This is a genomic window from Yersinia similis (genome assembly GCF_001053095.1).
Lineage (GTDB): Bacteria > Pseudomonadota > Gammaproteobacteria > Enterobacterales > Enterobacteriaceae > Yersinia > Yersinia similis.
The window spans coordinates 15,377-37,215 of sequence record NZ_CGBP01000013.1 but is presented as its reverse complement, the minus strand read 5'-3'; the positions used below and the strand labels follow the sequence as shown (position 1 = coordinate 37,215).

Sequence of the window (21,839 nt, the reverse complement as noted above, 5' to 3'; positions counted from 1 at the left end):
CTATAGCTGGCGCGGTTGTGAGAGCATAAAAAGAAAGTGCGCCAAAATGGGGCGTGATGGCAAGAGAATTTGGTGCATTGCACTAAAAAGGGGAGTGAGGCCAAAAAAGCGTGGCGGCCGTAACCGCCAGCAGAGCTTAGATAATATCGATGTCGGCAACCGAGGGGTAAACGTAGCTTGGACGGAACGGCATGGCTTCGATATCAGTAAGGGTTGAGACTCCGGATAAGACCAGAATCGTCTCCAGACCGGCCTGGAAGCCCGCTAAAATATCAGTACGTAAATTATCGCCGACAATCACGGTGCTTTCAGAATGCGCCTGCATTTTATTCAGCGCAGCACGGATGATCCACGGACTTGGCTTACCGACATAAAACGGTTTACGGCCTGATATTTTTTCAATAGGCGCGCATAGAGCACCACAGGCAGGGGCAAAACCGTGGCCATGGCTATCTGGGTTAGTGGCAATAAAACGCGCACCATTGGCAACAAAATAGGCCGCTTTATGCATCATGTCCCAGTTATAAGAACGCGTTTCACCGACAATAACAAAATCAGGATTGATATCGGTGATAGTAAAGCCAGCTTTATAGAGTTCGTGAACCAAAGCACCTTCACCAATAACATAGGCTTTTTTACCATCCTGACGGCGTAAAAAGTCAGCCGTTGCCATAGCTGAGGTATAAAACGCGCTTTCCGGGACATCAAGCCCGGCAGTGATAAAGCGGTTAGCCAGATCTTGCGCCGTCTGGGATGGGTAGTTGGTTAGGATCACCAGTGGCATTCCAGCATCCTGGATACGGGCTAAAAAGTCATTGGCACCCTTGATGGCGGTGTTGTCATGTAATAACACCCCATCGATATCGCAAATAACGCTTTTGATTGTCATTGTTTATATTACTCATTTAGCGCGGCAATAGGTCACTATAACATGGCTGTGGCCATGACAGTTTCTTTCAACCTACGGGTGAGTTTCTAGCAAACGTTGCAGCAAGACACCATTCAGCATAGCGCGCTTAGCCAGTGCGAAAGCGCCGATAGCCGACTGGTGGTTAAGTTGTGATGTCACTATCGGCAGGTTTTGGCGGAAGTTTTTCAAAACTTGCGTATTAATGCAACCCTGAATGGCGGGTAGCAGGATTTTCTCGGCTTCAATAATTTCACCGGCAATCACCACTTTTTGTGGATTGAACAAGTTGATGGTGATAGCAATGGCTTTCCCCAAGTAGCGACCAACATGTTCAATCACTTCGCAGGCTAGCAAGTCACCACGGTTTGCGGCCTTACAGATAGCACCAATATGGCAATCATCGAGAGACAACTTACTTGGATAACCCTGGGTGAGGAGGTGCCTGACGCGGTTTTCAATCGCGGCGTTGGATGCCACGGTTTCCAGACAACCAAAGTTACCGCAATAACAGCGATCACCCAATGGATCAATCTGAATATGGCCTATCTCGCCAACGTTGCCGTTGCTGCCTAAAAATATTTGGCTGTTAACGATAATACCGGCACCCGTACCCCGATGGAGACGAACCAAAATGGAGTCTTCACAGTCACGGGTTGCACCAAAATAATGCTCAGCTAATGCCAGACTGCGGATATCGTGACCAACAAAACTAGTGACGTTAAAGCGCGCTTGTAGATTATCGACTAACGGCCAGTTACTGACACTAATATGCGGCATATAACGCACGATACCTTTGCTTTGCTCAACCAGCCCAGGCAGGATAACCGCGATGGCAATCAGTTCACGTAATTTACGCTGATAGGCGTCAATAAACTGACTGATGATATTAAATAAGGCGTGTTCCAGCGTTTCTTGTGTTCGTTCTGGCAGGGCATAGTGCTCTTCACCCAGTGATTTACCGCTCATATCAAATAGGGTGATTGTGGCATCATTGCGACCTAAACGGACTGCAACGGTATGGAACGGGCGGTTTTCCGTCACGATAGAAATAGCGCGACGCCCCCCGGTGGAGGCTTGTTGATCGACCTCTTTGATCAGCCCACGCTCCAACAATTGTCGAGTGATTTTGGTGACACTGGCGGGTGCTAGCTGGCTGAGATCGGCAATCTGTATGCGAGAAATCGGGCCTTGCTGATCAATTAGCCGGTAAACCACGGCTCCATTGAGTTGTTTTACCAGATCCACGTTACCAATTTGTGCTTGTCCGCCGGTGCTCATCAATAAAGTTACTCGCTTATGATAAAACCTCGTTGCCATTAACGATGGTTTTAGTGATTTTATAATCGCGGGTAAAGGCAGTCAGGTTGGCAACTTTGCCGACTTCAATACTTCCTAACTGTTTATCCACACCAATGGCGCGGGCCGCATAAAGTGTTGCCATACGCAGGGCTTCATCCAGCGCGATACCAACATGTTCGACGCTGTTTTGCACTGCTTCAATCATGGTTAGTGCCGAACCGCTTAATGTGCCATTTTCATCCACACATAAACCATCGCGATAGTATATTGTTTTGCCAGCAAAAATAAATTGTTCAATTTCAGCACCGGCAGGCGCAGTGGCATCGGTTACCAGCACCAGTTTTTCGCCTTTCAGGCGCTTAGCATTGCGAATATTGGCCCAGTCAACATGCAGGCCATCGGCAATCACGCCAGTGTAAATGTCTGGCGTATCAAAAATGGCCCCAACAAGGCCCGGTTCACGCCCCGAAATATACGGCATTGCATTATAAAGGTGGGTCGCAAAACGGATACCGGCGGTAAACCCTCTACGGGCTTGCTGATAGGTTGCGTTCGAGTGCCCGGCAGAAACCAAAATACCTGCTTCTGTGAGCTGCTGTATATATTTAGGATCAACCATTTCAGGTGCCAGAGTGAGTTTGGTTATCACATCGGCATTGGTGCACAGATAGTCAATCATTTCAGAACTGGGCTTACGGATAAAGGCCGGATTGTGGGTGCCTTTCTTCAGTGGGCTGATATAAGGCCCTTCAAGGTGCAAGCCGAGCGCCTGATGCTGGTTTTTTTGCAGATATAAACGCATGACATCAACGCCGTGCTTCATAAATTCATCGCTGCAGGTAATCAGTGTTGGCAGGAAGCTGGTACAACCTGATTTTTCATTGGCTCGTTGCATGATATCCAAAGTCTCTTCTGAGATAGCCTCAAGAGAATCATTGAACTGCACACCACCGCAGCCATTGAGCTGAACATCAATAAAACCGGGAGCCAGAATGGCACCGCCCAAATCGCGTATCTCAATACCCGCCGGAAGTTCATCGACAGGACAGATACGTTCGATCAATCCATCAGCGACGACAACAGCATGATTATCCAGTACTTCATGGCTGGTATAAATACGGCCGTGAGTTAAAGCGTACATCTGAGCCCCCTAATAATAATTAAAGATCTTTTACGTTTTCAGCTTCTAATTCGCGGAAATATTTCACGGTTTTGACTTTCAGTTCCATCGTGGAAGGTTCATCGCACACCATGATGGCTTTGGCATGCAGTTGCAGGCAACTGATGGTCCACATGTGGTTGATGCTCCCTTCAACGGCGGCTTGCAAGGCTTGTGCTTTACCATGGCCAGTCACCAGAATCATCACTTCCTCTGCATCGAGCAAAGTACCTACCCCAACCGTTAACGCATATTTCGGCACGAGATTTGCATCACCACCAAAGAAACGGGAGTTCGCTATGCGGGTTTCTTGTGTCAGGGTTTTGATTCGGGTACGTGAGGCCAGAGAAGAGGCCGGTTCATTAAATGCGATATGACCATCAACCCCCACGCCGCCCATGAACAGGTGAATTTTACCGTAAGACTTGATTTTTTCTTCATAACGGCGGCATTCTGCATCGATATCCGCCGCGTTACCATTTAACAGGTTAATGTTTTCAGCCGGGATATCAACGTGATCAAAAAAATTAGTGTGCATGAAGGTGTAGTAGCTTTCTGGATGCTCTTCCGGCAAGCCAACGTACTCATCCATGTTGAATGTCACCACGTGCTTGAAGCTGACTTCGCCCGCTTTATGCATCGCAATCAAATTCTTATACGCCTCCATAGGTGTGCCGCCCGTTGGCAGACCCAGAATAAACGGACGTTCAGCTGTGGGTTTAAACGCATTGATGCGATTCACAATATGGCGAGCGGCCCATTTACCAACTTCGGCAGTATTTTTCAGTGGGATAAGTCTCATCGTGCACCTCTTTGATTGCTAATAGTGGCTATTTTGATTGCTAATAGTGGCTATGCCTAACGCGGTTTGAATCATCCAGGTAAGCGTAACTCAGATTCTGACTCATGCGTTGGTATGATGCTTTGTTCATTTTTCGAATGATAAAATAAGTTTTGCCTCATGGCTAGTGTGTTGGTATTTTTTCTCTGGGTTTTGGTGATATTTATCACAAAACAGGGGGTTTTAATTTGCGTTACGAAATAATTTTTTTACACTCCAATATGAGTAATACGTGATGTAAATAAATAAGTGCATATCATGCAGTTCTGTAATGTGTGCCATGCACTTTTCTAAAAGGTAGTGAGCGTTTCAAATAAACTACTTATAAGGGTCCGATATCGGACGAACAGGGGGAAAGATGAGTATTCTTGGTTACTTACAAAGAGTAGGTCGAGCGTTGATGGTCCCAGTGGCCACACTGCCTGCGGCCGCGATATTGATGGGTGTAGGCTACTGGATAGACCCGGCCGGTTGGGGGGCTGAGAATGCGCTGGCGGCATTATTCATCAAATCTGGTGCAGCAATAATCGACAACATGTCGGTGCTGTTCGCAATTGGTGTTGCTTACGGTATGTCAAAAGATAAAGACGGTGCTGCGGCATTGACCGGTTTTGTCGGTTTCCTGGTATTAACCACGCTGTGTTCACCAGCGGCGGTTTCGATGATCAAACAGATTCCACTTGATCAAGTCCCTACTGCATTTGGCAAAATCGAAAACCAGTTTGTAGGTATTTTGGTAGGTATTATCTCTGCTGAGCTTTATAACCGTTTCAGCGGCGTTGAACTGCCAAAAGCGCTCTCTTTCTTCAGTGGTCGTCGTTTGGTTCCAATCTTGACGTCCTTCCTGATGATCGCCGTGGCCTTTATTCTGATGTACGTATGGCCGCTGATTTATAACGCATTAGTGACTTTCGGTGAATACATCAAAGATTTGGGTTCTGTTGGTGCGGGCATTTATGCCTTCTTCAACCGCTTACTGATCCCTGTTGGTCTGCATCACGCCCTGAACTCAGTGTTCTGGTTTGACGTCGCTGGGATTAACGATATCCCTAACTTCCTCGGCGGCCAAGAGTCGATCAATAAAGGCACCGCTATTGTCGGTATCACCGGCCGTTATCAGGCAGGTTTCTTCCCAATTATGATGTTTGGTTTACCGGGGGCTGCGTTGGCAATTTACCACTGCGCACGTCCAGAAAATAAAGCAAAAGTGGCTGGTATCATGATGGCGGGGGCATTTGCAGCCTTCTTCACGGGTATCACAGAGCCTCTTGAATTCTCCTTCATGTTTGTGGCACCTGTACTGTACTTCTTGCACGCCGTGCTGACCGGTATTTCCGTGTTCATCGCCGCCAGCATGCATTGGATCGCGGGCTTTGGTTTCAGCGCCGGTTTAGTGGATATGGTGCTCTCTTCCCGTAACCCGTTGGCTACGCAATGGTACATGCTTATCCCACAAGGTCTGATATTCTTTGTGATTTACTATCTGGTATTCCGTTTCACTATCCAGAAATTCAACTTGTTGACACCTGGCCGTGAGCTGGCGGTTGAAGGCAGTGAAGAAGATGGTTACGACGTGAATGTTGATAAAACGCCAGCAGTGAATGAAAGTGAAATCAATGGCCTTGCTCGTCGTTATATCGGTGCCATCGGTGGTTCAGACAACCTGACTGCCATTGATGCCTGCATTACCCGCCTGCGTCTGAATGTTAAAGATTCAGCCTTGGTTAATGATAGTGTAGCCAAACGCTTAGGGGCTTCTGGTGTTATTCGTCTGAATAAGCAAAGTGTACAAATTATTGTTGGTACTCGCGCAGAACTGATTGCTGCAGCAATGCACACGGTGCTGGCGGGGGGGCCTATTCCCGCGGCAAGCAGCAATGCTGCACCTGCTGGTGCAAGACCGCAGGCGGTTATTAACACCGCGAAAACAGCTTCTTTAGTCTTGGTTGCGCCGATTACCGGTGATATTGTGCCATTGGAGCAGGTTCCTGATGAAGCTTTTGCCAGCAAAGCGGTAGGTGAGGGGGTCGCTATCCGTCCTACTGAAAAAATGGTTGTTTCTCCTGCTAGCGGCACTATCGTTAAAATCTTCAATACTGATCATGCGTTCTGCCTGGAAACTGAAACCGGTGCTGAGATTGTGGTTCATATCGGGATTGATACCGTGAAGCTCAACGGCCAGGGCTTTACCCGTTTAGTTGAAGAGGGGACGACGGTGGTTGCTGGTCAGCCGGTGTTAGAACTGGATCTGGCTTATCTGAATGCCAATGCGCATTCTATGATCAGCCCAGTGGTCGTCAGTAATATTGATGACTACGCGGGGATCTCGCTGTTGGCGAGTGGTTCAGTTGTTGCCGGTCAAAGCCAATTATTTGAGATTCGTGGCAAATAATTTGTTTAAAATGAAGCGTATTCCGTTTGAGATTCAGGGCGATAACGTACAGGTGTGCTGAATAACCGATCTGAATTTTAATCGAACCAACGGGAAGAGAGCGATCTCTTCCCGTTTTTTTGTTTTGTTTGCCGTAACAAACGGTTGTTTCCGGGCCGGGCTTGTTGGATTATATGCGGTTATGTTTGTTGCGTTTGCATTGAGGAATAGAACAATGAGTGAGGCAGAAGCCCGCCCAAGTAATTTTATCCGTCAAATTATTGACGAAGATTTAGCCAGCGGTAAACACACGTCGGTTCATACCCGTTTTCCGCCAGAGCCTAACGGCTATCTGCATATCGGCCATGCAAAATCTATTTGCCTGAATTTTGGTATTGCTGAAGATTATCAGGGCCAATGTAATCTACGCTTTGATGACACTAACCCAGTGAAAGAAGATGTCGAGTTCGTCGAGTCAATTAAACACGACGTAGAGTGGCTGGGCTTCACTTGGAGTGGTGATATACGCTATTCCTCAGACTACTTTGATCAACTGTATCAGTACGCTGTGGAGTTGATTAACAAGGGGCTCGCATATGTGGATGAGCTGACACCCGAGCAGATGCGCGAATATCGTGGCACATTGACTGCGCCGGGTAAAAATAGCCCATATCGTGACCGCAGTGTAGAAGAGAATCTGGTGTTGTTTGAAAAGATGCGCGCAGGTGGTTTTGCTGAAGGCAAAGCCTGCTTACGGGCCAAAATTGATATGGCGTCACCGTTCATTGTGATGCGTGACCCTGTGCTGTACCGCATCAAATTTGCAGAACATCACCAGTCTGGCAATAAGTGGTGTATCTACCCAATGTATGACTTCACCCATTGCATTTCCGATGCGCTGGAGGGGATCACGCATTCATTGTGTACGTTGGAGTTCCAGGATAACCGTCGCTTGTATGATTGGGTTCTGGATAATATCTCGATTGAATGCCATCCACGTCAGTACGAGTTCTCCCGCCTGAACCTCGAATATACCATCATGTCTAAGCGTAAGCTGAACCAGTTGGTCATAGAGAAGGTTGTTGAGGGGTGGGATGATCCACGTATGCCGACCATTTCTGGCCTGCGCCGTCGTGGTTATACTGCGGCTTCTATCCGTGAATTCTGCCGCCGTATTGGTGTCACCAAGCAGGATAACAATGTCGAAATGATGTCACTGGAATCTTGTATCCGTGATGATCTGAACGAACATGCGCCACGGGCGATGGCCGTGCTTGACCCGATTAAGGTGGTTATCGAAAATCGCGCGGCGGGTGAAGAGTGGCTGACCATGCCAAACCACCCGAATAACCCAGAAATGGGGAGCCGTCAGGTGCCATTCGATAGCGAAATCTACATTGATCGGGCTGATTTCCGCGAAGAAGCCAACAAGCAATATAAGCGCTTGGTCTTGGGCAAAGAAGTGCGTTTGCGTAATGCCTATGTGATCAAAGCTGAACGTGTTGAGAAAGATGCAGAAGGCAATGTTACGACACTTTATTGCAGCTATGACGCAGAGACATTAAACAAAGATCCTGCTGATGGTCGTAAAGTTAAAGGGGTTATTCATTGGGTTTCTGTTGCCCATGCACTGCCTGCGGAGATCCGTTTATACGATCGCTTGTTTAACGTACCAAACCCAGCAGCGGCGGAAGACTTCCTGTCAACCATCAACCCTGAGTCTTTGGTTATCCGTCAGGGCTTTGTTGAGCCAAGTCTGGCTGATGCGGTATCAGATAAAACCTATCAGTTTGAGCGTGAAGGTTATTTCTGTGCTGATAGCCGTTATTCACGTCCCGATGCTCTGGTGTTTAACCGCACTGTAGGCTTACGTGATACTTGGGCGGCGAAAGCAACTCATTAAGCTTTCGCCCTCAGATTCAATTGGCGTGGCACAGTCCACGCCTTTTTTGTATCTGACAAACCGTCTCTGCTTTGTTTATTAAACCCCCCGTTCCAGCCTTCTATTTTCCCCCTCTTTATTTTTTATTCACTGGTCAATGACGACATATTACCCATTCTTATTTAATTAAATGCATTATCTGTAAGTCTTTATTAAATATTCGCTTTGCGAATTAACTGGGTAAAAATACTATTTTTAGTGAACTCTTTTATATTTTATTGGGTAAATTTTAGTGATTAAAAAAATCAATGAGAGAAGATTGTTGATTAAATATGTGAGGTTTTTTAATAACATAAATACAATAATGTTTTTTTATGGTTATGTGCTCATTGTCATACTTTGAATATATATATCTATTTTTGATTGATAATTCGCGTCGCGAAAAATAGTCTGTGTTTCAGCAAGGCGTTAAACAGCCCCATTTTTAAATAACATGATTCTTAAACAATACGCTTTTTAAGTGATGCACTTTTTAAGCGATACGTTTTTTTAACAGCACACTTTTTAAAAGTAAGCGCTGATGGGGATAACCCTCAGCAAAAATTTTACCCACTTAGGGTTTTTAAGGCGAAGTCTGTGAGCTGTGGTGGACTCAGGCAACGCACTTCAAATGTGATGTCAAAGAGGAATTTTTTATATGGTTACGCACTGTCATATTGCTGCACACAAGGCTAAACATAAAACGTTAGCGCTCGCCGTCGCGGGTGCATTGTTAGGAACTGGATTTATGGCGGCCCCAGAGGCCAGGGCTGAAGGTTTTATTGATGATTCATCCCTGACTGGCGGGATTTATTATTGGCAGCGACAGCGTGATCGTAAGGATATGACGCCAACCAGCCCAGAGTACGGCAAATATGTCGCTAACCTGCATCACTCGACCTTTAACGCTAATTTAAATTTCTCTTCGGGCTATGCTGCGGACATGTTCGGTATCGATTTAGCGGCATTTGGCGCGGTTGAAATGTCGAATAGCGGCCCGGCAGCACCAAACGAAATTGGTTTCAGTGATGCCAAAACCCGCTGGGATGAAAAGTGGACCGGTGACAAGAGTGGTGTCAGTGTTTATAAAGCCGCAGCCAAATTTAAATTAGGCGATTTCTGGGCGCGCGGGGGGTATATCCAGCCAACGGGGCAGACACTGTTAGCACCACACTGGAGTTTTATGCCAGGGACGTACCGTGGCGCTGAAGGTGGCGCGAAATTTGATTTTGATACTGCCGGTGCGTTGTCCATGTCTTACATGTGGACCGATGAGTATAAAGCGCCGTGGTACCAAAATATGTATAACTTCCGCCAAGCGGATGGCCTGACCGGTGTGAGCTACCTGCATTCACTCGGTGCTAAATACGACTTTAAAAATAATCTGGTGATGGAAGCTGCTTTTGGCCAGGCTAAAGATTATATGGACCAGTACTTTGCTAAAGCGTCCTATGCTTTCCCGGTTGCCGGTAATGATCTGCGCACCACTTACCAATTCTATGGTGCAAAAGACAAAGTTGATGGCGGCGCGAGCAATGCTAATGATGTCTACGATGGGTTAGCTTGGCTACAAGCGCTGACGCTGGGTTACACCGCCGGTCCATTTGACCTACGTCTGGAAGGGACCTGGGCTAAAGCTGATGGCAACCAAGGTTACTTCCTGCAACGTATGACTCCAGGCTATGCCACGTCAAATGGTCGTTTAGATGTATGGTGGGATTCCCGTTCTGACTTCAACGCCAACGGTGAAAAAGCGCTGTTTGGTGGTGTGATGTATGACCTTAAAAATTGGAATATGGCTGGCTGGTCGGTAGGGACCTCCTATGCATATGGTTGGGATGCGAAGCCAGGCACCAATCCAAAATTTGACCAGAATACTCGTCTGAAAGAATCAGCATGGAACTTTGACGTTCTCTATACTCTGCAAGAAGGCCGGGCAAAAGGGACTCTCTTCAAACTGCACTACACCATGTATGACAACCACACCAATATCCCAAGTTATGGCGGTGGGTTCGGTAACGTCTTCCAGGATGAAAAAGACGTTAAATTTATCGTAATTGCACCATTTACCATCTTCTGATTTTGGTCACCCTCCCCGGCAGTGATGCTGGGGATATAACCATCGTTGCTGGATGGCTCGAAAATGAGATGACCCGCGTTGCATTGATGCAGCCTATGCCGGTAACGGTCAGGCCTATAAGGCGCAGTGTAGGAAACTTTGGCAGGGAATTCGGCGCTATCATTGCGTGGCAATTAATCTCGGAACAACGGGAACAGGTTTCGTAATAAAAAACTCCGATAGCAGCACGCCTGCCACCAATAGTTATTAATTATGGATGAGGTTAGTAATGAACAAATTTAAGTTAAATGCGTTGGCGGCCATCACGGCTACCTTTGGCTTGATTGGCTACGCGAATGGTAGCACCACCAATCAGCAAATTGTTGACCAACTCAGTACCTTGAAAGTTAACTATAAATTATTGGATAACCGTGCTGCTGATAATGGCGTTGATTGCGCCAAATTGGGTGCTGATTGGGCATCTTGTAATAAGGTCATGATAACGCTGACCAACACCGGGGATGAGATTAAAGGCCAAGACTGGGCAATTTATTTTCACAGTATCCGTATGATTTTAGCTGTGGATAACGATCAGTTTAAGGTTACTCACCTGACCGGTGATCTGCACAAAATTGAACCAACCGCCAAGTTTGCTAGTTTCCCTGCCGATCAGACGATTGAAATCCCGATTACGGGGGAATATTGGCAGTTATTCGCCACTGATTTTATGCCGCGCTGGTATGCAACCTCGGGCGATGCCAAGCCAAAAGTTCTGGTCAGTACTGATACGGAAGACATTAACGCATATCTGACGCCGTTTACCGGTGACCAGTGGAAGCGTACCAAAGACGATAATAATGTGCTGATGACGCCAGAATCACGTTTCGTCAAAAACGAAGCAGTAAAAACACTCTCTGCGGCTAACCTGCGTGGGCAGATTATTCCAACACCACTGGATGTTAAGGTTTATCCGCAAGATGCAGTTCTGAGTCAAGGTGTGGCGCTGGAATTGAGTGTGCTACCCAAACCGGCCTCTGATGCCATACAGCAACGTTTTGAATTGCTTGGCCTGACGCTAAGCGCGACGGGCTATCCGATTAAAGCATCAATTCAGCCAACAGCCTTCAGCGGTGATCACGCAGTGTCCGGGGCGTATGAACTGAAGATTGGCGAGAAGGGCGCACAGGTGATCGGTTTTGATCAGGCCGGTGCGTTCTATGGCCTGCAATCTATCCTTTCCTTGGTACCTGTCGAGGGGAGCAAGACGATAGCCACCCTTGATGCGAAAGATGCTCCGCGTTTTGACTACCGAGGCGTCTCCCTCGACGTGGGGCGTAACTTCAAAACCAAAGCCGCAGTCCTGCGTTTACTGGAGCAAATGTCAGCTTATAAACTGAACAAATTCCACTTCCATCTGAGTGATGATGAAGGCTGGCGCATTGAGATCCCCGGCCTGCCTGAGTTGACGGATGTCGGTAGCCAGCGTTGCCATGATTTGACTGAAACCACCTGTTTGCTACCACAGCTAGGCTCTGGCCCCGAGAACAATAATCTGGGGAGCGGTTATTTCACTCGCGCTGATTACATCGATATTCTGAAATATGCCAAAGCGCGCCAAATTGATGTCATTCCTGAAATCGATATACCGGCTCACGCTCGCGCTGCTGTGGTATCGATGGAAGCACGTTATAACAATTTGATGAAACAGGGTAAAGAGAAAGAAGCCAATGAGTTCCGTCTGGTTGATCCGACTGATGACTCGAATACCACATCAGTACAGTTCTATGAGCGTAAAAGTTACCTGAATCCTTGCCTTGACTCTTCTAAGCACTTTGTCGACAAAGTCATTGGTGAAATGGCGCAGATGCACAAAGAGGCCGGTATGCCGCTGACCACCTGGCATTTCGGGGGCGATGAGGCAAAAAACATCCGTCTGGGGGCGGGTTATCAGGATAAGAATGGCAAAATTGAGCCAGGTAAAGGCATCATCGATATGAGCATTGAAGATAAACCGTGGGCGAAATCTCAGGTTTGTCAGGACATGGTCAAGCAAGGCAAAGTTCAAGATATTGCTCATCTTTCCAGCTACTTCGCCATTGAAGTCAGCAAACTGGTTAATGCACACGGTATCGAAAAAATGCAGGCCTGGCAGGATGGTCTGAGAGATGCCAAAGATGCGAGCGCGTTTGCTACCAAGCGTGTTGGCGTCAACTTCTGGGATACCCTCTACTGGGGTGGCGCTGACTCCGTCAACGATTGGGCCAATAAAGGTTATGAAGTCATTGCCTCTAATCCGGATTATGTCTACTTCGATATGCCGTATGAAGTTAACCCAAGTGAACGGGGTTACTACTGGGCGACGCGCTTTAGCGATGAAGCCAAGGTGTTCAGTTTCGCACCTGACAACATGCCACAGAACGCTGAAACCTCGGTTGATCGCGATGGTAATCATTTTAGTGCGAAGAGTGATAAACCCTGGCCGGGTGTACAGGGTATCTCCGGTCAGTCTTGGAATGAAACGGTACGAACTGATGAGCAGATGGAGTACATGGCCTTCCCTCGTGTGTTACCGCTGGCTGAGCGTGCATGGCATCGCGCATCTTGGGAGCAGGACTATAAGGCGGGTCGTGAATATAAAGGTGGCGAGACTAAGTGGGTCGATACCCAGGCATTAAGCACGGATTGGCAGCGTTTCTCTAACATTATGGGGCAACGTGAACTGGCAAAACTGGATAAAGCGGGTGTTGCTTACCGCTTGCCAGTACCGGGGGCCAGAGTGGTTGCAGGGCAGTTAGAAGCCAATATTTCCTTGCCAGGCCTCCTTATTGAGTACTCCACTGATGGAGGTAAACAATGGCAGAAGTATGATGCTAAAGCGCAACCCACTGTCAGCGGTGATGTGATGATCCGTTCCACCAGCCCAGATGGTAAGCGCAGTAGCCGTGCGGAGCCGGTTAACATCTGAATTAGGGTATTTGGCTAATAATATCTGACGCTGTAGCCTGTTTTAGCCACGGTTGCGGTTGTAATTATAGTCGTGGTCGTGGCCGTAATTATAGCTGTAGTCGATTGATTAGATGTCATGTGGATGGGCCACATCTGCTGATAACTTTATGTTATGAAAATATTTTCTACTGTTAGTGCTGTGTCTGGTTATTGTCTTTTTTTGCATATTAAAGTTGAGTTGATGGTATTTCCCCGGCAGGTCCGGGGATTTTTTTGCTCAAAAGATACCGTTAACCAAAAGTTGGCTGGTGGCTATTTTCTGAGTGATTGGCAGGTTAATGACTGGTGGCTAATACAGTGATTTTCTACGAGTTGGGGAGTGCTGATGGGGAACCACGAAGAATAGCCACCTGACTCACGACCCAATTTAACTCGGGTGGCTAGCGGGAAAGGCGGCCATCTGATTGAGTGTTTATGTCAACAGCCTGATGTGTAACGGTCTGGTTACGTGGCCTTATCAAACATAAACAGTAAACCTATGCAGTGCTTAAAATCTTTATAAGAGTAATGCGATAAAACGATATTATCTTTTACTGTGTGCAGACTCATCTTCACGGCAATTGCCGGTTTCACAGTGGCCGTATAAATACAGGCTATGATTAGTCAGCTTGATGCCGTGTTGTTTAGCAATTTCACGTTGAAGTGATTCAATGGATTCGTTGCTAAACTCGATCACTTTGCCGCAATCCAGGCAAATCAGGTGATCGTGGTGATGTTGTTGAGTCAGCTCAAAAACTGATTTCCCCCCTTCGAAATTGTGGCGGGTAACAATACCAGCATCATCAAATTGGTTCAGAACACGGTAAACCGTTGCTAAGCCAATCTCTTCACCAATATCGATCAGTTTTTTATAAAGATCTTCCGCGCTGACGTGGTGACACGCAGGATTTTGCAACACTTCCAGAATTTTAAGCCGGGGTAGTGTGACTTTAAGACCAGCGTTTTTTAAGGCTTTGTTGTTGTCAGTCATGCGGATTCAGTCCTGTTACAATCGATTCAAATTAAGGCTGTTCAGCCTATGACATCCGTGGCGCAATAATCATAATTGCGTCTTATTATAGAGCTGCTAGCCCCAAATGAAAACGGTGGTTGTTAACAAAGATATCATTGCACACTTTGTAAGATTAATCATGCAGTGTATTGATGGATGGGGGAAACACATCACTTGAGTGTACAATGCTCAGATGTCAAGTTACAAACTTGTAGCGGTTTATTTTCGTTTTGCCCAGACGAATATGCGGATCTGTGGGCGGCTTAACAAAGCGGGGTGCCAGAGGCTAGAACAGAAACGCTCCGCTGTGAATATTATCGCAGAGCGTTTCCTGTGGCGGGGAGATTAACCGACAATCTCTGACAAGCTCATCTCTTCACTGATTTGTTTAACCCACGCCTCAACACGTTCATTCGTCAGTTCAGGTTGGCGGTCTTCATCAATGGCCAGACCAATAAAGTGGTCATCATCGGCCAACCCTTTGGAGGCTTCAAAGTGATAGCCCGCGGTTGGCCAGTGGCCGACAATCGCAGCGCCGCGTGGCTCAATGATATCGCGTATCGTCCCCATCGCATCACAGAAATACTCAGCGTAGTCTTCCTGATCGCCGCAACCGAACAAAGCAACTAATTTGCCGTTGAAATCGATCTCTTCCAGTGTTGGGAAGAAATCATCCCAGTCACACTGTGCTTCGCCGTAATACCACGTTGGAATACCGAATAGCAGAATATCGAAGCCTTCTAAATCTTCTTTACTGCTTTTGGCAATGTCATGAACCTCAGCAACTTCTTTGCCCAGTTGCTTTTGGATCATCTTGGCAATGTTTTCGGTATTGCCAGTATCGCTGCCAAAGAAAATGCCTACAGTTGCCATATAACTTAATACCTTTTAAATTCAAATATTTACGTCAATTATTGAGCGTGCTGCCCAACAATATAACACATTTCAATAGGGCGACATAATGCCAGAAAATTCCGTCAGACTGATATCAAGTTTATGCGATATAAAATATTTTGTGGGTGACTCGGTCTTATCTTGCCATTGCCGATAACCGTGGTGTAACCGAGAGTCACCATTTGTGATACCGAAGGAGGGAGGGCCACACTCAGGCAGCAGTGCAAATAGGGAAAAGTGCGGGATTGATAAACATGAGTCCCAGGCTGGAACATTAGGACCAAGCAGGAAAGCGTAATAATAGATAATAGAAAGTAATAAAAGCATAGAAAGTAATAACGGCGCAGTGTAATCACTTACACCACGCCGTTGTGGTAACCGAAAGGGTTAACACCCCTCTTGATCATGCGCTAACTGAGCAAGTAACATCTGTTCAATTAGCTCACTACGGCTGATGTTACGCTGCTCTGCAAGGCTGTTGAGAGCATCGACGGCATCTGCATTAATCTTCAGTTCCACGCGTCGTAAGCCACGTACTTTATCGCGCCGCAGTTGATTTCGCTTATTAATTCTAAGCTGTTCGTCACGGGATAATGGGTTTGTTTTCGGGCGCCCCGGACGGCGTTCATCTGCGAACAGATCCAGCGTCGTGCGATCCGTTTGTTCTTTTGCCATAGGTAGCAGTACTACAAGGGAGTTGCATCAGAAAGCGTGACGGAGCCTTTCCAGATGATTCGGTTAACACGTTTCAGGCTGATAGCACACATTGAATTACCTATATACCGACAGCCTGAATTTGCATTTGCCATCGGGCCTGTCCAAGAACAGCAACCGAACACCGCAGCAAAATTATAGCGCGCCATAATACCCTAGCCAACCGAGCAACGACAATGCCTTACTGTGATTAGATTGGGCTAATTCGTTCTTTTTTGCACAATTTTTCCACAGGAAATACATTTCTTTTCCCCAGGGTATGATTTTTAATCAACATGACGGGAATCTTGTGTTATTTGGCATCAAGGAAACGGTGGATTGCCCGCAACACAGAATCTGGTTTTTCCGCATGGACCCAATGACCGGTTCCGGCGACGACATGCGCACGGGCTTGTGGGAACTGACGGGCAATATCATCTCGATAGCTGTCTTGAATATAAGGAGATAACTCACCACGGATAAACAAGATAGGATGTGGCCAAGAGGGGATGGGCTGCCAGCCAATAATATTCTCGTACTGATCCCACAGGGCAGAGACATTAAATCGCCATTCGCCGCCCTGAAATGATTTTAGTAAGAACTGAATAACCCCTTCTTCTTTTATTAGCGTGCGCATCAGTTGAGCGGCTTCGTTGCGCTGAGTCACACCAGCGGCACTCACGGCATTAAGCGCAGCGAAAATAGTGTCATGACGCCGTACCTGATAATTCACTGGCGCAATATCGATCGCTACCAGTTTTTCAACCCGATCTGGGGCAAACGCGGTCATTGCCATCGCCACTTTTCCGCCCATGGAATGGCCGATAATAATAGCTTGTGCTATTGCCAGTTCATCCATTAACTCCAACACATCCTGCGCCATTGCGGGATAATCCACCTGTGGTGAACGGGGAGATAAGCCATGGTTACGTAAATCGACCTGAATAACATTATGGTGTTGCTGCAGATCGCGAGCTAATACACCTAGATTATCCAAATTGCCGAATAATCCATGGATCAGAATGATTGGCAGGGCTGGTGTAGGGGACAGTGCGTTTTGTAAGCGGAAATTTAATTTCATAGCGGCGTTCATACTGAGAGATATTCTGGTTAGGGTACCATGAAGGTTGTGTTGCGTCCGTCGTTTGATATTCCGGTGATCTTGCTCAACCAGGTTATTCAGATAGTTGTTCTGCCTGATGGTGATGATTTCTTCATCGGGTTTGTCGGCGTTGAGTGTAGTCAGCGCTGCCGTGTTGGTACCACTTTACCGCAGGTTCGCCGTGGTGTCGAATGGCCTTGCGAAAGAAGCGCAACGCCGCTGCAGCATCCAGTTTGGCGGTCAGCAGGACGTCGATGGTCTGGCCTGCAGTATCCACCGCGCGGTACAGATATTTTTGATTTTGATGTAGGTTTCGTCCATTCGCCATCGATGCCCCACAGAACGTTTATGCTGGCGAAATGCTTTATCCAGCAACGGCACCAGACGGATGACCCAACGGTGCAGCGTGGAGTGGTCAATAATAACTCCACGCTCTGCCATAATATCTTCGAGCTTGCCAAACTCAGGGCATAAGCCGAATACCAGCGAACACATTGCGCGATGATATCGACGGGATAATGCAGGCGTTTAAAGGCATTTCGGATCAGATAAATGAATAGACAACATTACAAAGAAAACAGCATGTTATCTTCCAGTACCTTAATGTAACAGCCCCCCTAAATAACCGGTAGCGCAACTTCTGCTGACTTGCTGCCGTTAACGCGACACAACCGTTTGTCTTGCCATCGTAAGGTTTCCATAGTTTTAGGCACCTCAAAAACAATAATGCTTTATGAGGTACCTATCAAGGTGCCTAAAAGGTTCGGATTTAATCAGGTTAGTTCAGACTTCGCGGGACAAATTGAAGGTACAAAAAAGCCCGCAGGGCTTGCGCCATGCGGGCTTCTAGGACTTCGTTGGATGGCTCTGGTAACCATCAACCAAGAATTTGGTGGAGCTGGGGGGATTTGAACCCGCGTCCGAAATTTTACAACTTATTGTTTAATAATGCCTATTTTTATTATTTTTCTGACGCGTATCCTGTGCGGCTCTTTTGGTGTACTTCCTCTGTCATTCCACTGTATTCCTTCAGGAACGAACCGTAATGTCGGAATAACATCTCTGGCCCTTTGTGGCCCATCTGTCCTGCTAGCCAGAAGAGGTTTGCGCCCTGGCTAATATGCATCGCGGCAAACGTATGTCTGGTCTGATATGGATTCCGGTACCGGACGCCAGCCTTTTTCAAAGTTGGCACCCACGCTTTTTTTCTGATCGCATCAGCACCGGCCCAAGCCTCATTCGTTTTCGGATCATGAAAAACAAACTCATTGAGCATAAAGGTGAAGGGCTTCTGATTCTTGATGGCCAGTAATGCTTCGGAGTCTAATTCTATTTTTCTGCGTCCTGCTTTAGTTTTAGTCCCCTTGATCACCCCCTCTACACTTGCTGTTATTACATGAGCTGTATTCCCGATGAGATCGAGGTCTTGCCACCTTATCGCGCATAATTCGGAACTTCTCATTCCAGTGTGTAAAGCAAATCTAAAAAGGTTTTCCCATTGAGCATTCATCGCTGTGGATAGGATTGCTTTCGCTTCATCAGGTGAAAGCGGATCAACCACATATTCACTTTCTAATCTGACATTTTCGCCCTGGTAGCGGGAGGCTGAGACAAGAGAGACCGGATTAGCCGGTAGTAAACCATCAGTCACTGCTTCATCTATTGCTGAGCCTAAAAACGATAATCTATTGCGGATAGTTTTCAGCGCTACCTTTTGGCCTTGTATCCAGTTTTTAATCATTGCAGGCGTAAGGTCTGAGACATTAACTTCATGCAGACTGGATAGGGCGCTCATACACTTCTTATAACCGGCGATTGTGCTTGGTGATAATTTGCGGTTTTCACAAATTATAATGTATTCATTCAGATACTTTTTAATATGTTTTGAACTTTGATTATTACCAAACACCTTTAATCGTACCGACCGGGGAAATTGATCAGCATAATTAAAGGTGCCTCGTTCTATTCTGTTGTGAATTTCACCCAAAAGCCGTTCAGCATATTTGATATTTTTGGGTGTCACTTCAATGTTAGAAAGGGGTTCACGGCATTTAACCCCTTTATGTGTGAATGTGATGTTGATTGTCTGTCCAGCTCTATGGCTACGAACAGTTATGCCCCTTGGGAGCTTTGCCGATCCCCTCTCGCCCACTTTGAAACCTCCGCAAGATCAATCCAACGCTCTTTAACACCATCAACTTTTAAAACCTGCCTGCCTTCGCGCCACACTCCGCGCTGAACACGCTTATTGATGGCTTCAACCGTCTCCCCCGTAGTAATGCAATACGCACTGATGGGGATGCAATCTAGACTAATCATACGAACCTCCACACTATTTATTTAAAGGCCCGCCGCACACGGGCCGTGACTAAAATCATTCTGTTGCTGGTGGTTCGCACATCTCAGCACTAACACCGTGGCGATTTAGTACACCGACAATCAATTCACGCTTACAACCAACCGCCGGAACGTCCCGCAATTCATTGACGAGCACTGAGAAGATGTGCCGTGGCAGCGATTTCAGCGCATCTAATTTAGCATCACATTTATACATTTCATCACGCAACGCTTGAGCTGCTGCTGTCATTGCAGTAAGTTCATTGCTCTGTGATTTGTATTGCTCACGCAGTGATAGAAGTTCCACGGCCATTTCAACTTCATTGTTAATTAACTGTAAAATATATTCGGCTTGTTCTGATTCTATTACGCTGCAATTTTTGTAAACTAAGATCGGTACTCCTGCAGACGTATCAATATTCCAATCGTTATTTTTATTCAGCATCTGCATTCCCCTCCGCGCTATTACCACAACGCTCAGCAACAGGCTTTTCAAGCTCTAAGCCCAACTCATTAACACGCTCAATACTCAGTCCAAGAATTTCTGCTTGCTCTTCTACTGAAACAATCGCATTTTTCCACTCAAATCCTGTTTTACTCAGCATCTGCATTCCCCTCTACCAATCGCCATCGCCAACATGAAGCCCAACCGCGCTGAGCGCGTTAAGCTTCTGGTTTGCCTCTTCTCTGGTATGTGACTCACCGAGCAAGAGATTGAAACCTCCCGAACCTGTGTAATATTCGGCATCAGGAAACTCCTTACGCACATCCTCACGCAGCTTAGTTAGCGCCTTGGTTAGTCGATAGAAGCGACGAGCGGCGGTAGGGCATTTTTCACACAGTAAAAAATAAGCTTGATGATCTTCGCTCTCATCAATAATTTCGCGGAGTCTTTCAGTATTCAGCCTTTTACCCATCACTCCCCCTCTACCGTGAAACCGGCTGCTTTGATTTGTTTTTTACTAAACTCAACGCCAGATACCCATGCTTCACATTGCTTTTTTGAATACCAATGGGCTATATGCGAAACCGAATAAATATCACAATCAGGGAATTCAACCGGCTTCCTTAGCTTCTCGTTTGCCGCTGATAACTCAGCTTCTGCTGCATTAAAACGGGCGCATAGTTCTTCACGGCTCCGCTTCCATGTGTCGGGGTGTAGAGGACCACAGCCATTTGGACAGGGTTCTATTTCGTTTCCTCCCGCCGTCACTGTGCCATTTCCGAAATTCAGTGAAACTCGATCAAGCGTAAAGCTACACTTTGCGCACTGCATTACTCCAGGGAGAATGCCGTCGCGCTCAAGTTCTGCATTGTGCTTCTGTGCTGCTTCAAGTTGAGTCGCTAAGTCAGTATTTTGTTCTTCAAGAAATTTAGCGTAATCACTTAATTTTTTTGCTGTCCATCCACCAAGCAGCATGTCATCAGAAACACCCTCTAGTGCGGCCTGCTTCAATTCGTCGATATTATTCATTAATACTCTCCCCAGCTATATGTTGAGGCGACAGGCCCAGCTTCTTCAGACGCGAGAAACTCCCCATTCGGGGTCAATAGAATGTTGCTAAAGTGATTAAATCCACCGTCCTTACTTGTTTTGACAAAACCCGCTTCTCTTATCCCTTTCAGACAAAGTTGAACGGTTTCACTTGTTAGCAACATTCTTTCCAGTTGATATTGTTTGCGGTAAATAAAAGCCTTTAATGCTTCTTCTTTTGTGTAGTGATAGCGGGAACGGGCAGCATTTTTAAGACTGCGTTTAACTTGACGGTTCCCCGGTCTACCTTGATATTTAATAATTTGCTCAAGACTCATGTTCGGGTAGTCAGGGCAGTACCAAAATGTCTTTTCTGTCTCCCGTAGAATTACCATTTGCCACAGCATTACGATTGGTCGGCCTTTCGAGTCATTACTATCTACATAGCGATAGCAGTATTCCTTATCTGACATTATGCTCACCCCTCAGGTTGGCGGCGAAATCACCACCTTTGCATTCAATGTGATCAGCGAATTCATGATAAGGCTCTTCATGATATCCATCACCACCACCTGCCATCCGTAAATCGCGTGCAATCTTGGTCACGAACTCATCAACACCCTGCGCCTTTATCTCGTTAAGCGCCTGATGCTTCTCATCATTGATAATAATTGCGTCGAATATCTCGCTTGTGTCACCGCTGTAATCGACAATTCCAATGGCCGCCGCAATGCGAGCTATCTCTCGACATGCTTTGTCATAATCAGTATTTTCAGACATAA

The 21,839-nt window shown here is 46.7% G+C and carries 21 protein-coding genes and 2 pseudogenes; 5 read left to right on the top strand and 18 right to left on the bottom strand.

Annotated elements, in window-relative coordinates:
• Positions 1-136 precede the first annotated feature (136 nt).
• The 4 genes from AC971_RS11475 to nagB all read right to left on the bottom strand — a co-directional run bounded on the left by AC971_RS11475 (position 137) and on the right by nagB (position 4,170).
• On the bottom strand, positions 137-889 hold the full coding sequence (locus tag AC971_RS11475) for an HAD-IIA family hydrolase (RefSeq protein ID WP_025382994.1): 753 nt from the start codon (positions 887-889) through the stop codon (positions 137-139).
• Positions 890-961: 72 nt separating this feature from the next.
• Positions 962-2,188, bottom strand: coding sequence for a DNA-binding transcriptional regulator NagC (gene nagC, locus AC971_RS11470; protein ID WP_025382995.1), 1,227 nt, complete (start codon positions 2,186-2,188; stop codon positions 962-964).
• A 16-nt stretch (positions 2,189-2,204) separates the two neighbouring features.
• A complete protein-coding gene (nagA, locus tag AC971_RS11465) occupies positions 2,205-3,350 on the bottom strand; it encodes an N-acetylglucosamine-6-phosphate deacetylase (protein WP_025382996.1) in 1,146 nt (381 codons plus the stop codon).
• Positions 3,351-3,369: 19 nt separating this feature from the next.
• On the bottom strand, positions 3,370-4,170 hold the full coding sequence (gene nagB, locus AC971_RS11460; protein WP_025382997.1) for a glucosamine-6-phosphate deaminase: 801 nt from the start codon (positions 4,168-4,170) through the stop codon (positions 3,370-3,372).
• Positions 4,171-4,567: 397 nt separating this feature from the next.
• On the opposite strand from nagB, the gene nagE reads away from it, so the two are divergent.
• The 5 genes and pseudogenes from nagE to AC971_RS11440 all read left to right on the top strand — a co-directional run bounded on the left by nagE (position 4,568) and on the right by AC971_RS11440 (position 13,525).
• Entirely contained in the window at positions 4,568-6,601 is a 2,034-nt protein-coding gene (nagE, locus tag AC971_RS11455; RefSeq protein WP_025382998.1) for an N-acetylglucosamine-specific PTS transporter subunit IIBC, read from the top strand.
• Between the two features lie 214 nt (positions 6,602-6,815).
• Positions 6,816-8,483: a glutamine--tRNA ligase gene (glnS, locus tag AC971_RS11450; protein ID WP_025382999.1), complete on the top strand. Its 1,668-nt coding sequence runs from the start codon at positions 6,816-6,818 to the stop codon at positions 8,481-8,483.
• A 676-nt stretch (positions 8,484-9,159) separates the two neighbouring features.
• Complete coding sequence (gene chiP / locus AC971_RS11445; RefSeq protein ID WP_025383000.1) at positions 9,160-10,581, top strand: chitoporin ChiP; 1,422 nt, start codon at positions 9,160-9,162, stop codon at positions 10,579-10,581.
• A gap of 67 nt (positions 10,582-10,648) precedes the next feature.
• A pseudogene (locus AC971_RS25745) lies at positions 10,649-10,735 on the top strand (ChiQ/YbfN family lipoprotein); the annotation flags it as partial.
• A 114-nt stretch (positions 10,736-10,849) separates the two neighbouring features.
• Positions 10,850-13,525 carry a beta-N-acetylhexosaminidase gene (locus AC971_RS11440; protein WP_025383001.1) on the top strand — a complete coding sequence of 892 codons (2,676 nt, stop codon included), beginning with the start codon at positions 10,850-10,852 and terminating at the stop codon, positions 13,523-13,525.
• A gap of 564 nt (positions 13,526-14,089) precedes the next feature.
• Here the strand turns inward: AC971_RS11440 and fur are convergent.
• From fur to AC971_RS11370, 14 genes and pseudogenes are all read right to left on the bottom strand, one after another.
• Positions 14,090-14,536: a ferric iron uptake transcriptional regulator gene (fur, locus tag AC971_RS11430; protein WP_011191941.1), complete on the bottom strand. Its 447-nt coding sequence runs from the start codon at positions 14,534-14,536 to the stop codon at positions 14,090-14,092.
• Between the two features lie 366 nt (positions 14,537-14,902).
• On the bottom strand, positions 14,903-15,430 hold the full coding sequence (fldA, locus tag AC971_RS11425) for a flavodoxin FldA (RefSeq protein ID WP_025383003.1): 528 nt from the start codon (positions 15,428-15,430) through the stop codon (positions 14,903-14,905).
• Positions 15,431-15,502: 72 nt separating this feature from the next.
• Positions 15,503-15,697, bottom strand: a complete 195-nt coding sequence (locus AC971_RS25155; RefSeq protein ID WP_071825552.1) for a hypothetical protein — start codon at positions 15,695-15,697, stop codon at positions 15,503-15,505.
• A 141-nt stretch (positions 15,698-15,838) separates the two neighbouring features.
• Positions 15,839-16,126, bottom strand: coding sequence for a LexA regulated protein (gene ybfE, locus AC971_RS11420; protein WP_002212202.1), 288 nt, complete (start codon positions 16,124-16,126; stop codon positions 15,839-15,841).
• Between the two features lie 331 nt (positions 16,127-16,457).
• Complete coding sequence (gene ybfF, locus AC971_RS11415) at positions 16,458-17,225, bottom strand: esterase (RefSeq protein WP_025383004.1); 768 nt, start codon at positions 17,223-17,225, stop codon at positions 16,458-16,460.
• Between the two features lie 57 nt (positions 17,226-17,282).
• Positions 17,283-17,800 (bottom strand): annotated as a pseudogene (locus AC971_RS24690) (IS6 family transposase); the annotation flags it as partial.
• A 407-nt stretch (positions 17,801-18,207) separates the two neighbouring features.
• Entirely contained in the window at positions 18,208-19,398 is a 1,191-nt protein-coding gene (locus AC971_RS11400; protein ID WP_025383006.1) for a site-specific integrase, read from the bottom strand.
• Positions 19,359-19,565 (bottom strand): hypothetical protein, encoded by a 207-nt coding sequence (locus tag AC971_RS11395; RefSeq protein WP_025383007.1) that lies wholly within the window; start codon positions 19,563-19,565, stop codon positions 19,359-19,361. The genes AC971_RS11400 and AC971_RS11395 overlap by 40 nt, the downstream gene beginning before the upstream one ends.
• Positions 19,566-19,620: 55 nt before the next feature.
• Entirely contained in the window at positions 19,621-20,028 is a 408-nt protein-coding gene (locus AC971_RS11390) for a hypothetical protein (protein WP_025383008.1), read from the bottom strand.
• Positions 20,018-20,188: a hypothetical protein gene (locus AC971_RS24280; RefSeq protein WP_155483252.1), complete on the bottom strand. Its 171-nt coding sequence runs from the start codon at positions 20,186-20,188 to the stop codon at positions 20,018-20,020. The genes AC971_RS11390 and AC971_RS24280 overlap by 11 nt, the downstream gene beginning before the upstream one ends.
• A 12-nt stretch (positions 20,189-20,200) precedes the next feature.
• Complete coding sequence (locus AC971_RS11385; RefSeq protein WP_231573010.1) at positions 20,201-20,500, bottom strand: hypothetical protein; 300 nt, start codon at positions 20,498-20,500, stop codon at positions 20,201-20,203.
• A complete protein-coding gene (locus tag AC971_RS24685; RefSeq protein ID WP_025383361.1) occupies positions 20,500-21,057 on the bottom strand; it encodes a hypothetical protein in 558 nt (185 codons plus the stop codon). Before AC971_RS24685 ends, AC971_RS11385 begins: the two co-directional genes overlap by 1 nt.
• Positions 21,057-21,530, bottom strand: coding sequence for a hypothetical protein (locus AC971_RS11375; RefSeq protein ID WP_231573009.1), 474 nt, complete (start codon positions 21,528-21,530; stop codon positions 21,057-21,059). Before AC971_RS11375 ends, AC971_RS24685 begins: the two co-directional genes overlap by 1 nt.
• Positions 21,520-21,837 carry a hypothetical protein gene (locus AC971_RS11370; protein ID WP_025383363.1) on the bottom strand — a complete coding sequence of 106 codons (318 nt, stop codon included), beginning with the start codon at positions 21,835-21,837 and terminating at the stop codon, positions 21,520-21,522. The genes AC971_RS11375 and AC971_RS11370 overlap by 11 nt, the downstream gene beginning before the upstream one ends.
• Positions 21,838-21,839: the final 2 nt, after the last annotated feature.